The sequence below is a fragment of the Pseudomonas sp. 65/3-MNA-CIBAN-0223 genome (genome assembly GCF_040310425.1).
GTDB classification, from domain to species: Bacteria; Pseudomonadota; Gammaproteobacteria; order Pseudomonadales; family Pseudomonadaceae; genus Aquipseudomonas; species Aquipseudomonas gregormendelii.
In genome coordinates, this window is record NZ_JBEOPV010000009.1 from 249,498 (window position 1) to 263,311 (window position 13,814).

Annotated in this window: 11 protein-coding genes; 8 read left to right on the forward strand and 3 right to left on the reverse strand. The window is 59.9% G+C overall.

Annotated features, from left to right (window positions below; translation table 11 throughout):
* Nucleotides 1-42: 42 nt before the first annotated feature.
* Nucleotides 43-1,464 carry an MltF family protein gene (locus AAEZ09_RS13765; RefSeq protein ID WP_205892941.1) on the reverse strand — a complete coding sequence of 474 codons (1,422 nt, stop codon included), beginning with the start codon at nucleotides 1,462-1,464 and terminating at the stop codon, nucleotides 43-45.
* Between the two features lie 223 nt (nucleotides 1,465-1,687).
* On the opposite strand from AAEZ09_RS13765, the gene AAEZ09_RS13770 reads away from it, so the two are divergent.
* Entirely contained in the window at nucleotides 1,688-2,500 is an 813-nt protein-coding gene (locus AAEZ09_RS13770) for a TatD family hydrolase (protein WP_045060193.1), read from the forward strand.
* 144 nt (nucleotides 2,501-2,644) lie between these two features.
* Here the strand turns inward: AAEZ09_RS13770 and AAEZ09_RS13775 are convergent, their stop codons facing one another.
* A complete protein-coding gene (locus AAEZ09_RS13775) occupies nucleotides 2,645-3,874 on the reverse strand; it encodes an acyl-CoA dehydrogenase (RefSeq protein WP_045060192.1) in 1,230 nt (409 codons plus the stop codon).
* Between the two features lie 175 nt (nucleotides 3,875-4,049).
* Here AAEZ09_RS13775 and AAEZ09_RS13780 point away from each other — a divergent pair, with 175 nt between their 5' ends.
* From AAEZ09_RS13780 to AAEZ09_RS13810, 7 genes are all read left to right on the forward strand, one after another.
* The gene (locus tag AAEZ09_RS13780; RefSeq protein WP_045060191.1) at nucleotides 4,050-4,979 is read left to right on the forward strand and encodes a LysR family transcriptional regulator; all 930 of its coding nucleotides are present in this window, start codon (nucleotides 4,050-4,052) and stop codon (nucleotides 4,977-4,979) included.
* A 70-nt stretch (nucleotides 4,980-5,049) separates the two neighbouring features.
* Complete coding sequence (locus AAEZ09_RS13785) at nucleotides 5,050-5,451, forward strand: MerR family transcriptional regulator (RefSeq protein WP_045060190.1); 402 nt, start codon at nucleotides 5,050-5,052, stop codon at nucleotides 5,449-5,451.
* A gap of 141 nt (nucleotides 5,452-5,592) precedes the next feature.
* The gene (locus AAEZ09_RS13790; protein WP_350599762.1) at nucleotides 5,593-6,492 is read left to right on the forward strand and encodes a hydroxymethylglutaryl-CoA lyase; all 900 of its coding nucleotides are present in this window, start codon (nucleotides 5,593-5,595) and stop codon (nucleotides 6,490-6,492) included.
* A gap of 848 nt (nucleotides 6,493-7,340) precedes the next feature.
* Nucleotides 7,341-8,504, forward strand: a complete 1,164-nt coding sequence (locus AAEZ09_RS13795) for an isovaleryl-CoA dehydrogenase (RefSeq protein ID WP_045060188.1) — start codon at nucleotides 7,341-7,343, stop codon at nucleotides 8,502-8,504.
* A 12-nt stretch (nucleotides 8,505-8,516) separates the two neighbouring features.
* Nucleotides 8,517-10,124, forward strand: a complete 1,608-nt coding sequence (locus AAEZ09_RS13800) for a carboxyl transferase domain-containing protein (RefSeq protein WP_350599764.1) — start codon at nucleotides 8,517-8,519, stop codon at nucleotides 10,122-10,124.
* Between the two features lie 112 nt (nucleotides 10,125-10,236).
* A complete protein-coding gene (locus tag AAEZ09_RS13805; RefSeq protein WP_350599765.1) occupies nucleotides 10,237-11,052 on the forward strand; it encodes a gamma-carboxygeranoyl-CoA hydratase in 816 nt (271 codons plus the stop codon).
* A complete protein-coding gene (locus AAEZ09_RS13810) occupies nucleotides 11,052-13,007 on the forward strand; it encodes an acetyl/propionyl/methylcrotonyl-CoA carboxylase subunit alpha (protein ID WP_350599766.1) in 1,956 nt (651 codons plus the stop codon). The genes AAEZ09_RS13805 and AAEZ09_RS13810 overlap by 1 nt, the downstream gene beginning before the upstream one ends.
* Before the next feature lie 39 nt (nucleotides 13,008-13,046).
* Here the strand turns inward: AAEZ09_RS13810 and AAEZ09_RS13815 are convergent, their stop codons facing one another.
* Complete coding sequence (locus tag AAEZ09_RS13815; RefSeq protein ID WP_045060184.1) at nucleotides 13,047-13,694, reverse strand: LexA family transcriptional regulator; 648 nt, start codon at nucleotides 13,692-13,694, stop codon at nucleotides 13,047-13,049.
* Nucleotides 13,695-13,814: the final 120 nt, after the last annotated feature.

A 13,814-nucleotide genomic window follows, 5' to 3' on the forward strand; every position in this document is an offset into this window, starting at 1 on the left:
TTAAAAGCGTAAATATCTCAGCATAACAATCAGTTTAGTAGATCATTTCCGTGTGACAACCTTTTGCCCCTGAGGCTCCAGCGATTCTCGCTCCCGATCGAACGCCAGGTAATACTTGTTCACGCTATTAACATAGCTGACCGGCCCCATTCCAACCTGCTCCATGGCAATGCGCTCCACCTGGAAAAACCATTGATTAGGGTTCAAGCCTCGACGTCGTGCCTCGGCGCGCATGCCCTGGACCCGCTCCGGCCCAATGTTGTAAGCGGCCAGCACAAACGCCATGCGCTCACGCTCATTGAGCTTGGGGCTGGCAAAGAATTTGCGGCGAATCATCGCCAGGTACTTGGCCCCGGCCTGAACATTGGCATCCAGTTCCTGAATGTTATTGACGCCTACCCGTTGCGCCGCCGCCGGGGTGATCTGCATCAGCCCGGTCGGGGCACCGCCGCTGCGGGCACTGGGTTGCAGCCCGGATTCCTTGAATGCCAGCGCCGCCAGATTCAGCCAGTCCATGCCTTGGGCCGCCGCGTGCTTCTGCAGCACCGGGCGCAGCTTTTCCAGGCGCTGACGATTGGCCTTGGCCAAGGGATAGTGCACTTGATACAGCCGACGGTAGATGCGCAGGAAGGCCACATCCTGGTCCGAAGGTTTCTTGTAGGTGAGTAGAAAGCGGTCGATGCTGGCCCGCAGCATTGAAGCATCGCGCCGCACGAACCAGAACTCTTCTCCCGGCTCGCTGATCAGCACCTTCCGGTCGAGGCGCAACTTGGGCAGAATCTTGCCCCAGCGCTCGGCAATCGGTTGTTCGACTATCGTCAGGTGGAAGATGCCGCCCTGGACCATTTCCAACACATCCTCGACCGCGAGGCTGGGGTCGACCCACTCGACGTTCACCGGCGGCAATTTATGCAGCGCCAGTTTCTGATTGATCTGGCTGAGCGCATCCCCGGCAGCGCTGCCCGTCGGCAGGGCCAGGGTCTTGCCGGACAACTGCTCCAGGCGGGTGTAACTCCGCTCGCCCTTGATCCCGACCAACACCAACGGAATATTGCTGGCAATGGGTTGACTGGTGCTGATGGCGTGGCCGGGCTGCAGGTCGAGCAATTCCCCTGGCGCCACCAGGTCACCCTCCCCGCGCTGCAATGCGCCGATCAGTTGATCTTTGCCTTTGGGGATTATCTTGAGGGAGATTTCCTGACCGTCACGGGCGTGACCATTGAGGTATTGCTCAAAGGCGCGCAGGCGGTGGTATTCGACGCCGATCGCCTGGCCTTCGACTTCCCCGGAGCTGTTGCGGCTTTGGTTAACCAGCACGCGCAGCACCCGGCTGCTGCGGATTTCCGCCAGGTCACGGACCTTCGCGGCGGGTACGGCTTGCAGCGGGCCGGCCAGACGCGCAACCGCCGGCATCGGCAGTAGCAACGATAAACACAGCAACAGCAACACCGAGGGACGGGTCATCCACTCTCCGGAAAGAAAACTGGGCCGATTTCCAGGAGTGAGCGAAATCGAACGTCAGAAACAGCGCTGACAAGGCGCGAGAAAACGGCTTCATGCGGGCCAACTGACCAGCACGACCTCCCTCGCGGCATCAAGAGACAGCTACAACTGATTGTAGTTCTTGGCTTTTCTTATAAATCTGCAGCTCTGATATGCTTTCCGGCCTTTGGTCCGAGGTAGCACCATGCAACTCATCGATATCGGCGTCAACCTGACCAACCCCAGTTTTGCCGACAAGCACCAGGCGGTACTCGACCGTGCGTACGCCGCCGGCGTGTGCCAACTGGTCCTTACCGGCACCAGTGTCGAAGGCAGCGAACAGGCCTTGGAGCTGTGCCAGCAGCTGGACGACAGCAATCAGCGACTGTTTGCCACTGCCGGCATCCACCCGCATTCCGCCAGCGACTGGAACGCCGATAGCGCCCGGCGCCTGCGCAGTTTGCTCAAGGAACCCAACGTGGTCGCCGTAGGCGAATGCGGGCTGGACTTCAATCGCGACTTCTCGCCGCGCCCGCAACAGGAGAAGGTGCTGGAGGAGCACCTGGCCATGGCGGTCGAACTGCAATTGCCGGTGTTCCTGCACGAGCGCGATGCCAGCCAGCGCCTGCTGGACATCTTGCGCGACTATCGGGATCAGTTGCCGGCTGCCGTGGTGCATTGTTTTACCGGGGAAAAAAAGGCCTTGTTCAGCTACCTCGACCTGGACTTGCACATCGGCATTACCGGATGGATCTGCGACGAACGCCGTGGCACGCACCTGCACCCTCTGGTAAAGGAGATCAAACGCGGTCGATTGATGCTGGAGAGCGATGCGCCGTACCTGTTGCCCCGCAGCTTGCGGCCCAAACCGAAGAATGGCCGTAACGAACCCGCGTATCTGACGGAGGTGTTGCGTGAGGTGGCATTGCATCGGGGGGAAAGCGAGGAAGACCTGGCAGCACACACTACCGCGTGCGCCCGCACGTTCTACGGGCTGCCCGAGGTGGATACTCACTGAACTCGCCCTCTGTAGGAGCGAGCTTGCTCGCGATGAACTCAGAGGCGCCGCATTAACCAGCATTAACGCGTCTTCGTTGACGATCATCGCGAGCAAGCTCGCTCCTACAGTGAATCTCGTGGGGGGGTGATGCACCACGTTTGTTTAGTGGCCGCTGCGCAGCATTTCCTTCGGCACATACTTGCCGATCTCGAACTTGCCAATGGCGGCGCGGTGCACTTCGTCCGGGCCATCGGCCAGGCGCAAGGTGCGTTGCATCGCGTACATGTAGGCCAGCGGGAAATCGTTGGAAACCCCGGCGCCGCCGTGAATCTGAATCGCGCGGTCGATCACGCGCAAGGCCACGTTCGGAGCAACCACCTTGATCTGCGCGATCTCGCTCCTGGCCACCTTGTTACCGACGGTGTCCATCATGTACGCGGCCTTCAAGGTCAGCAGGCGCGCCATGTCGATTTCCATACGCGAGTCGGCGATCTTGTCGATGTTACCGCCCAGGCGCGCCAGTGGCTTGCCGAACGCGGTACGGCTCACTGAACGTTTGCACATCAATTCCAGCGCACGTTCGGCCATGCCGATAGAACGCATGCAGTGGTGAATCCGCCCCGGGCCAAGGCGACCCTGGGCGATTTCAAACCCGCGGCCCTCGCCCAACAGGACGTTTTCAAACGGCACCCGGACATTTTCAAACAGCACTTCGGCGTGACCATGCGGTGCATCGTCGTAACCGAACACCGGCAGCGGACGCAGGATTTTCACGCCTGGGGTATCCACCGGCACCAGGATCATCGAGTGCTGGGCATGCCGCGGTGCGTCAGGATTGCTCAGGCCCATGAAGATCAGGATTTTGCAGCGCGGATCACAGGCGCCGGAGGTCCACCACTTTTTGCCATTGATGACCCACTCATCGCCGTCACGCACGGCGCGGGCGGCCATATTGGTAGCGTCGGAGGACGCCACGTCGGGCTCGGTCATGGCGAAGGCTGACCGAATTTCGCCACGCAACAGGGGCTCGAGCCAGCGCTGCTTCTGCTCATCGTTGGCGTAACGCACCAGCACTTCCATGTTGCCGGTGTCGGGAGCCGAGCAGTTGAAGGGCTCAGGGCCGAGCAAGGAGCGACCCATGATTTCCGCCAGCGGCGCGTATTCCAGGTTGGTCAGGCCGGCACCCAGCTCGGACTCGGGCAGAAACAGATTCCACAAGCCCTCGGCCTTGGCCTTGAGTTTGAGTTCTTCCATGATCGCGGTCGGCTGCCAGCGATCGCCTTCGGCGACCTGACGCTCGAACACGGCTTCAGCGGGATAAACGTAGGTGTCCATGAACGCGGTCACGCGCTCACGCAGTTCTTGCACCTTGGGCGAATAAGCGAAATCCATGGGCAGCTCTACCTTTTAACGGGGGTTTTAATGAGTTGTTCAGGTCATGGATTTGATGCTAGAACAGTGACGAAAATTTACCTAGCCTATTCTCGGCGTGTATTAACATTCATCACCGATATATGATCCACTGATCGCCAAGGCCACCGAGCCCACACAATAAGAGTGCAGCGCCATGAATCTGAGCAAGGTCGACCTCAACCTTTTCATCGTCTTTGACGCGATCTACACCGAAGCCAACCTGACTCGCGCCGGACAGATCGTTGGCATCACCCAGCCGGCGGTGTCGAACGCCCTCGCCCGCCTGCGCGAGACATTCAACGACCCGTTGTTCGTGCGCACCGCCCAAGGCATGGTCCCGACGCCCATGGCGCAGAACATCATCGGGCCGGTGCGCAATGCGCTCTCGCTGCTGCGTGTATCCGTTCAGGAAAGCCGCATATTCAACCCGCTGCAGGCAGTCAAGACGTATCGCATCAGCATGACCGACCTCACCGAGGCGGTGATCCTGCCCCCGCTGTTCCAGCGCCTGCGTCGCCTGGCGCCGACCGTGATCATCGAGAGCTTTCTGTCCAAGCGTCGCGAGACGACCAAGGAACTGGCGGCCGGGCGCCTCGACTTCGCCGTCGATGCCCCGCTCAATACCGATCCTCAGGTACGCCATGTCAAGTTGATGGAGGACCGCTACGTGTGCGCCATGCGCAGGGGGCATCCGCTGGCGAACAAGGAAAAATTCAGCCTCGATGACTACTTGTCCCTGACCCACATTCATATTTCCAGCCGGCGCAGTGGCCTGGGCCATGTCGACCTGGCGCTGGGCAAGATGGGCATCCAGCGCAAGATCGCCCTGCGCTCGCAGCATTACCTGATGGCGTCGCAAGTGCTGCAGCAGACGGATATGGTAATGACCGTGCCCGAGCGCTTTGCCCGTCGCAACGATCTGCATGCCTTCAGTTTACCGGTCAACGATGTGCCCCCGGTGGAGACCCACCTTTACTGGCACGAAAGCACTGACCAGGACCCGGCCAACCGATGGATGCGCGAGCAGATGATCGAGTTGTGCCAGCAGGTGACGGCGCATGAGAAGAAACTGGATAAGGTGTAGGGCTTTTGCCCTTGACGTAAACGTCAACCTGCCTTTAGCTTAGCGCCATGACCCTTTTTCGAGCGCGCCCATGAGCAGCCTGACCTACAGCATCTCCGACCTCGCCCGCGAGCTGGACATTACCACCCGGGCGATCCGCTTCTATGAAGAACAAGGCCTGCTCAGCCCCGAGCGACGCGGCCAGGAACGCATCTATTCGCCCCGGGACAAGGTCAGCCTGAAGCTGATCTTGCGCGGCAAGCGCATCGGTTTTTCACTGGCCGAATGCCGCGAGCTGATCGAACTCTACGACCCTGCCGGGGGCAACCAGAAACAGTTGCAGACCATGTTGAACAAGATCGCCGAGCGTCGTGATCAACTGGAACAGCAGATGCTCGACATCGAGCAGATGAAGCTGGAACTGGACACGGCGCAGGAGCGCTGCACCCAGGCCCTGGAACAGACGATCAAGAGCCAGCAAGCACTTCAATAATCCCACACATCTCCCCTGCAGGAGCAAGCTTGCTTGCGATGGAGTCAAGGTCAACGCGTTTAATCAGGAAGCCCGCGTTATCGCTAACGACCATCTCGAGCAAGCTCGCTCCTGCAGGGCTATCAGCACAGGTCTATTCCCATGTCCCTTCCAACTCACGTGCGCCTGATCGAAGTGGGTCCCCGCGACGGTTTGCAAAATGAAGCCCAGCCCATCAGCGTCGCCGACAAGGTGCAACTGGTCGACGCGCTGAGCGCCGCTGGCCTTGGTTACATCGAGGTCGGCAGTTTCGTTTCGCCCAAATGGGTGCCGCAGATGGCAGGTTCGGCAGAAGTCTTTGCGCAGATCCAGCGCAAACCAGGCGTCACCTACGGCGCACTCGCCCCCAACCTGCGTGGGTTCGAAGACGCCATTGCTGCCGGGGTCAAGGAAGTTGCGGTGTTCGCCGCCGCCTCCGAAGCCTTCTCCCGGCGTAACATCAATTGCTCGATCAGCGATAGCCTGGAGCGCTTCGTTCCCATCATGGACGCAGCCCGACAACACGGGATAACGGTGCGCGGTTACGTGTCCTGTGTGCTGGGCTGCCCCTACGAAGGAGATGTAGCACCCGAGCAAGTCGCATGGGTTGCTCGCGAGCTGTACGCGATGGGCTGTTACGAGGTCTCCCTGGGCGACACCATTGGTACCGGCACCGCAGGCGCCACTCGCAGGATGTTCGAAGTGGTTTCGGCCGATGTCCCTCGAGACAAACTCGCCGGGCATTTCCATGACACCTACGGGCAGGCCATGGCCAATATCTACGCCAGCCTGCTGGAAGGCGTCTCGACCTTCGACAGCTCCATCGCCGGCCTCGGCGGCTGCCCCTATGCCAAAGGCGCCAGCGGTAACGTGGCTACCGAGGATGTGGTCTACCTGCTTAACGGCCTGGGCATACACACCGGTATTGACCTGGACGCCTTGATTCTGGCAGGCCAGCAGATCTGTACCGTGTTGGGCCGCCCTACCGGATCGCGGGTTGCCAAGGCACGTAGTGCACAGTGAGCGAGCGGTTGTGTCGGGGTGTTACCGCCAGCCGTGAAATGTGGGCGCAATCGAGTAACACGGAAACAGATTATGAGAGTCAGAGCCTTCGGCAAAAACCAGTCAAATCATAAGTATCTGTTTTTAAAGCTTTTTTAAAAGTTGGCACGGCTCCTGCTATCTCTTTGGCATAACAAGAATAAAAAGCAGCAAACCAATAAAAATAAGACGTAACGACTCTGACATAACAAGAACAACACGGCAGAGACGCAGCTAACAGATTTTTTTGGAGAAGGTGTGCTTTTCAGGGTGCTTTTCGGAGTAACCCGCAACCGGGCAGAGAACAATAAAACTACCTTCAGGTAGCTCCCGAACTGGTTGGATCGCTTGGCGAAAAAGCAGATCAGCGCTCAAAAAAATACGTTTGCTCTTGATCCCGGATGGGGATCGACAAAAACAGCGGTAAAGGGTCACGGTTACCAAAAACAACAACAGACCGCCCCTCAATAATAAAAAAAGAGCACGCGCAACGACAAATTAAAGGGGAGCTTCGGCTCCCCTTTGTGCTGTCTGGGATTCGGGTTTTCGACATCACCACCACCAACAATGAATTTACCCTGTGGGAGTAACAGTCTTCCCCCTGCCACATCAGTATCGAATGTGCAGACGCCATCGCGGGCAAGCCCGGCTCCCACAATCGTCATCTCCCGAGAAGGGTCCGCTTTCTATCCTCATCCGCCCTACTGCCGCCCAAGTTGACGTTAACGTAAAGGGTGATTGACAGCGCTTCGTCACAGGCTTACGTTAACGTAAAGGTGAGAGCTGCAGCACCGCCCTCCCCACCCAACAAAAAAGCCAAAAGGTGTCCCATGAGCTACCCATCCCTGAACTTTGCCCTCGGTGAAACCATCGACATGCTGCGTGATTCGGTTCAGTCCTTTGTTGCCAGCGAGATCGCCCCGCGCGCCGCCCAGATCGACATCGACAACCTGTTTCCAGCAGACCTGTGGCGCAAGTTCGGCGACATGGGCCTTTTAGGCATCACTGTCAGCGAAGAATACGGTGGCGCTGGCCTGGGTTACCTGGCGCACGTGGTGGCCATGGAAGAAATCAGCCGCGGCTCGGCTTCAGTTGCGCTGTCCTACGGCGCGCACTCCAACCTCTGCGTCAACCAGATCAACCGCAACGGCAATCATGAGCAGAAGACCAGGTACCTGCCCAAGCTGATCAGCGGCGAGCACATCGGCGCCCTCGCCATGAGCGAACCGAACGCCGGGTCCGACGTCGTATCGATGAAACTGCGCGCCGACAAGCGTGGTGATCGCTACGTGCTCAATGGCAGCAAGACCTGGATTACCAACGGCCCCGACGCCAACACCTACGTGATCTACGCCAAGACCGACCTGGAAAAAGGCCCTCACGGCATTACTGCTTTCATCGTCGAACGCGACTCGAAAGGCTTCAGCCGCAGCAACAAGTTTGACAAGCTCGGCATGCGTGGCTCGAACACCTGCGAGCTGTTTTTTGATGACGTCGAGGTGCCGGAAGAAAACATCCTGGGCGTACTCAATGGCGGCGTGAAAGTATTGATGAGCGGTCTCGACTACGAGCGCGTTGTGCTGTCCGGCGGCCCGACCGGCATCATGCAGGCCTGCATGGACCTGATCGTTCCCTACATCCATGACCGCAAGCAATTTGGCCAGAGCATCGGCGAGTTCCAGCTGATCCAGGGCAAGGTCGCCGACATGTACACCCAACTCAACGCCAGCCGAGCCTATCTGTACGCAGTGGCCCAGGCCTGCGAGCGCGGCGAGACCACGCGCAAGGACGCCGCCGGCGTCATCCTGTACAGCGCCGAACGCGCCACGCAAATGGCCCTCGACGCGATTCAGATTCTTGGTGGCAACGGTTACATCAATGAATTCCCCGCGGGCCGTCTGTTGCGTGACGCCAAGCTCTACGAAATCGGCGCGGGTACCAGTGAAATTCGTCGCATGCTCATCGGTCGTGAACTGTTTAACGAAACCCGCTAACCGGAGTTGTCCATGGCTATCCTGCATACCCTGCTCAACCCCCGCTCGGCGGAGTTCGCGGCCAACAGCGCGGCGATGCGCAAACAGGTCGACGCCCTGCACACCCTGCTCGCCCAGGTGCAGCAAGGTGGCGGCCCCAAAGCGCAAGAGCGACACACATCAAGGGGCAAGTTACTGCCTCGTGAGCGCATCAACCGGCTGCTCGATCCCGGTTCGCCCTTCCTGGAAATCAGCCAGCTGGCAGCCTACGAGGTATACGGTGAGGATGTTCCGGCGGCTGGCGTGATCGCCGGAATTGGCCGCGTGGAAGGCGTCGAATGCATGATCGTCGCCAACGATGCCACGGTAAAAGGTGGCTCGTACTACCCACTGACCGTGAAAAAACACCTGCGCGCCCAGACCATCGCCCAGCAAAATCGCCTGCCTTGCATTTACCTGGTGGACTCCGGTGGCGCGAACTTGCCACGCCAGGATGAAGTGTTCCCGGACCGCGAGCACTTTGGCCGAATCTTCTTCAACCAGGCCAACATGAGTGCCATGGGCATTCCACAGATCGCCGTGGTCATGGGCTCCTGCACCGCTGGCGGCGCCTATGTTCCGGCCATGGCAGACGAGGCAATCATGGTGCGCAACCAGGCGACCATCTTCCTTGCCGGCCCGCCTTTGGTGAAAGCCGCGACGGGTGAAGTGGTCAGCGCCGAAGACCTTGGTGGCGCCGATGTGCACTGCAAGGTTTCCGGTGTCGCCGATCATTACGCCGAGAGCGACGAGCACGCCTTGGCCATTGCCCGGCGCAGCATTGCCAACCTTAACTGGCGCAAGCTCGGCGAAGTGCAGCAACGCACCCCGATCGCCCCGCTGTATGGCAGCGATGAGCTCTACGGCGTTGTATCGGCTGACGCCAAGCAACCTTTTGATGTGCGTGAAGTCATCGCACGGCTGGTGGACGGCTCGGTGTTCGACGAGTTCAAGGCGTTGTTCGGCACGACGCTGGTCTGCGGTTTTGCCTACCTGCACGGTTATCCGATCGCGATTCTCGCCAACAACGGCATTCTGTTCGCCGAAGCCGCGCAGAAAGGCGCGCACTTCATCGAACTGGCCTGTCAACGCGGCATCCCATTGCTGTTCCTGCAGAACATCACCGGCTTCATGGTTGGCCAGAAATACGAAGCCGGAGGCATCGCCAAGCACGGTGCCAAACTGGTGACCGCCGTGGCGTGCGCCAAGGTGCCAAAGTTCACCGTGATCATTGGCGGCAGCTTCGGCGCCGGCAACTACGGCATGTGCGGACGCGCCTACGACCCACGCTTCCTGTGGATGTGGCCAAATGCGCGGATTGGCGTGATGGGTGCCGAGCAGGCTGCCGGCGTGCTGGTGCAAGTCAAGCGCGAGCAGGCCGAGCGCGGTGGCCTGAGCTTCAGCGCCGAGCAGGAAGCCGAGATCAAGCAACCTATCCTCGATCAGTACGAACAGCAGGGACATCCCTACTACTCCAGCGCCCGGCTGTGGGACGACGGCGTCATCGACCCCGCGCAGACCCGCGATGTGTTGGCCCTGGCCTTGTCGGCCGCGCTGAACGCGCCAGTAGAACAGAGCCGTTTCGGCGTATTCCGGATGTGATTTTCTGTGTGAGCGGGCTTGCTGGCGAAGGATTCACCGCGGTCTTCCATGTACCGCGCTATCGTTCTTCGCCAGCAAGCCCGCTCACACATGAGTTGTGGAGACAGACAAAATGAGCGACTTCAACACCCTCCAATTGCACACCGACCCCCGGGGTTTCGCGACCTTGTGGCTCGCTCGCGAAGACAAGAACAACGCCTTCAACGCGCAGATGATCCGCGAGCTGATCATCGCCCTGGATAAGGTTTCGGCCGATACCAGCCTCAGATTCCTGCTGTTGCGCGGCCGCGGCAAGCATTTCAGCGCCGGCGCCGACCTGGCCTGGATGCAGCAGTCCGCCGAACTGGATTACCACACCAATCTCGACGATGCCCGCGAGTTGGCCGAGTTGATGTACAACCTCGCCAAACTGAAGATCCCCACCCTGGCCGTAGTGCAAGGGGCGGCGTTTGGGGGAGCACTGGGTTTGATCAGCTGCTGTGATATGGCCATTGGTGCCGATGACGCGCAATTGTGCCTGTCGGAAGTGCGCATCGGCCTGGCGCCTGCCGTGATCAGTCCGTTCGTGGTGCAAGCGATCGGCGAACGCGCAGCGCGTCGCTACGCCCTGACGGCCGAGCGGTTCAACGGCCAGCGGGCACGGGAGATCGGCTTATTGTCAGAAAGCTACCCGCTGGCAGAGCTGGAATCGAAGGTCGAGCAGTGGATCGACAACTTGCTGCTTAACAGCCCCGCCGCCATGCGCGCCAGCAAGGATTTACTGCGCGAAGTGGGGAACGGCGCGCTGACACCGGCGCTGCGGCGCTACACCGAGAATGCTATTGCGCGGATCCGCGTCAGCCCTGAAGGCCAGGAAGGCTTGCGTGCCTTCCTGCAAAAACGCCCGGCGAACTGGCTCGCTATCCCAAACACGAAGGAGCCGCGTTGATGAGCACGCCCGTCATTAACACTTTACTGGTGGCCAACCGCGGCGAAATCGCCTGCCGGGTGATGCGCACCGCCAAGGCCCTGGGCCTGACCACCGTGGCCGTGCACAGCGCCACTGATCGTGAGGCCAGGCACAGCCGCGAGGCCGATATCCGGGTGGACCTGGGTGGCAGCAAAGCCGCCGACAGCTACCTGCAGATCGACAAACTGATTGCTGCTGCACTGGCCAGTGGTGCCCAGGCGATTCATCCGGGGTATGGTTTCCTGTCCGAGAACGCCGGATTTGCCCGGGCCATCGAGAATGCCGGCTTGATTTTCCTCGGCCCTCCCGCCTCGGCGATCGATGCAATGGGCAGCAAATCCGCCGCCAAGGCGTTGATGGAAACCGCCGGCGTGCCACTGGTGCCTGGTTATCACGGCGAAGCCCAGGACCTGGAAACCTTCCGCACAGCCTGCGAACGCATCGGTTATCCAGTGCTGCTCAAGGCCACGGCAGGCGGCGGCGGTAAAGGCATGAAAGTGGTCGAGGATGTCAGCCAACTGGCCGAAGCCCTGGCCTCGGCGCAGCGTGAAGCCCAATCGTCATTTGGCGACTCACGCATGCTGGTAGAAAAATACCTGCTCAAACCGCGGCACGTGGAGATCCAGGTCTTTGCCGATCAGCAGGGCAATTGCCTGTACCTCAATGAGCGCGACTGCTCGATCCAGCGTCGCCACCAGAAGGTTGTCGAAGAAGCCCCTGCTCCAGGCCTGAGCGCGCAATTGCGCCGCGCCATGGGTGAAGCCGCCGTACGCTCGGCACAGGCCATTGGCTACGTCGGAGCCGGTACGGTGGAGTTCCTGCTGGACTCGCGAGGCGAGTTCTTCTTCATGGAGATGAATACTCGTCTGCAGGTCGAGCACCCGGTGACCGAAGCCATTACCGGGCTCGACCTGGTCGCCTGGCAAATCCGCGTGGCCCGGGGTGAAACCCTGCCGATGACCCAGGAGCAGGTGCCTCTGATCGGACACGCCATTGAAGTCAGGTTGTACGCCGAAGACCCTGGTAATGACTTCCTGCCAGCGACCGGACGTCTGGAGTTGTATCGCGAGTCGGCGCCCGGCGACGGACGTCGAGTCGACAGCGGCGTGGAAGAAGGTGATGAGATCTCGCCGTTCTACGACCCGATGCTGGGCAAGCTGATTGCCTGGGGCGAAGACCGCGAACAGGCGCGGCTACGCCTGCTGGGCATGCTCGACGAGTTCGCGATTGGTGGCCTCAGGACCAACATCAACTTCCTGCGCCGGATCATCGGCCATCCAGCTTTTGCCGCCGCAGAACTGGATACCGGGTTCATCCCGCGATACCAGGAGCAGTTGCTGCCAAAACCGGCAGAGCTGGGTGAGGATTTCTGGCAAGCCGCTGGCCAGGCATTTGCCCAAAGTCAAACCACCGCGCCGCGCACTGACGACCTGGCGTCGCCTTGGGCGAGCGGCAACGGTTTTCGTACCGGGCTGCCAACGCAGATCAGCCTGCACCTGAGCTGCGAAGGCCAGGACCGTGCTCTTACGCTGGGCGCAGTCGATGCAAGCACAGCACAGCTCAAGGGCGAGCAACTGCTGACCGAGCAAGAAGGCCTGCGCCGACAGCACCGGGTCATTCGCCGCGACGGCGTGGTCTATCTGCAATGGGATGGGGAGCTTCGCCGCATCGAATCCTACGACCCGATCAGTGCCGTGGAAGCCAGTCATAGTCATCAGGGCGGCCTGACCGCACCCATGAACGGCAGTATCGTGCGGGTCCTGGTAGAGGTCGGGCAATCGGTTGAAGCCGGCGCGCAGCTGGTAGTGCTGGAAGCCATGAAAATGGAACACAGCATTCGTGCGCCGCACGCGGGAGTGATCAAGGCGCTGTACTACCAGGAAGGCGAAATGGTCAGTGAAGGCAGCGCGCTGGTCGAGCTGCAAGAGGCTTGAAACAAGGAACGGTCCTACCCCCTGGCAGGGCCGATCTGATCAGAACTTGGCGGTGGCCTGTACGACCACGCCGATGATTCGGCAGTCGGCAGTGTACAAAGCCTTCGGATAAGTAGGGTTGAGCGGGACCAGGTAACGTTGGCCGCCCTCCTCGATCAATTTGCGGAAAGTGGCTGCGGCGCTGCCGGGCCATTGGGCAATCACCAGCTTGCCGGGCAGCACCTCAACCTCCGGATCGACTAGGATCAGCATGTCGTGGGCAATGCTCGGCCCACTGGGCGCGTTCATCGCATCACCCTCTACCTTGAGCCAGAACGCGCCGCCACGAGCGTGGTAGTCGGACAGCTCGAACTGCGTCGCACCGTACACCGGCAACTCCCCATCGCGCAGCTGCTGTGCGTCTTGCCAATCACTGATCGGGTAGCGAAATGAAGGGTTATAGCGCTGCGCCAAGGGAGGATTATCTTCCTCGTAAGCCTCGACCTCCCGGAGCACCATTGCCACTTCGAGGAAATCCAGGCCCAAGGCTTGCAGCACACGGTTCATGTCGTCGACAGCAGGCTGACGTCGTTTATTCAGCCAGTGTCCAACACCACCCTGCGACATCCCAAGACGATCTGCGAGTATCTCCTGAGTGATATTGAGCTCACTCATCTTGGCCTTGACCAATTCAATCCATTTATCCATGTCGGCACGATACGCGGGCTCCTGTCCGCGCTCAAAACACAATCTGTATTATTTAATTGGTCGAAACAAATACGTTTTGTACTAATCTGGTTTTACGGATTTGACCATAAAAAAGGAGTT

Excerpts from the sequence above, each read along its gene's own strand:
- AAEZ09_RS13765 (WP_205892941.1), bottom strand. The coding sequence starts at position 1,464 with ATGACCCGTCCCTCGGTGTTGCTGTTGCTGTGTTTATCGTTGCTACTG.
- AAEZ09_RS13770 (WP_045060193.1), top strand. The coding sequence starts at position 1,688 with ATGCAACTCATCGATATCGGCGTCAACCTGACCAACCCCAGTTTTGCC.
- AAEZ09_RS13775 (WP_045060192.1), bottom strand. The coding sequence starts at position 3,874 with ATGGATTTCGCTTATTCGCCCAAGGTGCAAGAACTGCGTGAGCGCGTG.
- AAEZ09_RS13780 (WP_045060191.1), top strand. The coding sequence starts at position 4,050 with ATGAATCTGAGCAAGGTCGACCTCAACCTTTTCATCGTCTTTGACGCG.
- AAEZ09_RS13785 (WP_045060190.1), top strand. The coding sequence starts at position 5,050 with ATGAGCAGCCTGACCTACAGCATCTCCGACCTCGCCCGCGAGCTGGAC.
- AAEZ09_RS13790 (WP_350599762.1), top strand. The coding sequence starts at position 5,593 with ATGTCCCTTCCAACTCACGTGCGCCTGATCGAAGTGGGTCCCCGCGAC.
- AAEZ09_RS13795 (WP_045060188.1), top strand. The coding sequence starts at position 7,341 with ATGAGCTACCCATCCCTGAACTTTGCCCTCGGTGAAACCATCGACATG.
- AAEZ09_RS13800 (WP_350599764.1), top strand. The coding sequence starts at position 8,517 with ATGGCTATCCTGCATACCCTGCTCAACCCCCGCTCGGCGGAGTTCGCG.
- AAEZ09_RS13805 (WP_350599765.1), top strand. The coding sequence starts at position 10,237 with ATGAGCGACTTCAACACCCTCCAATTGCACACCGACCCCCGGGGTTTC.
- AAEZ09_RS13810 (WP_350599766.1), top strand. The coding sequence starts at position 11,052 with ATGAGCACGCCCGTCATTAACACTTTACTGGTGGCCAACCGCGGCGAA.
- AAEZ09_RS13815 (WP_045060184.1), bottom strand. The coding sequence starts at position 13,694 with ATGGATAAATGGATTGAATTGGTCAAGGCCAAGATGAGTGAGCTCAAT.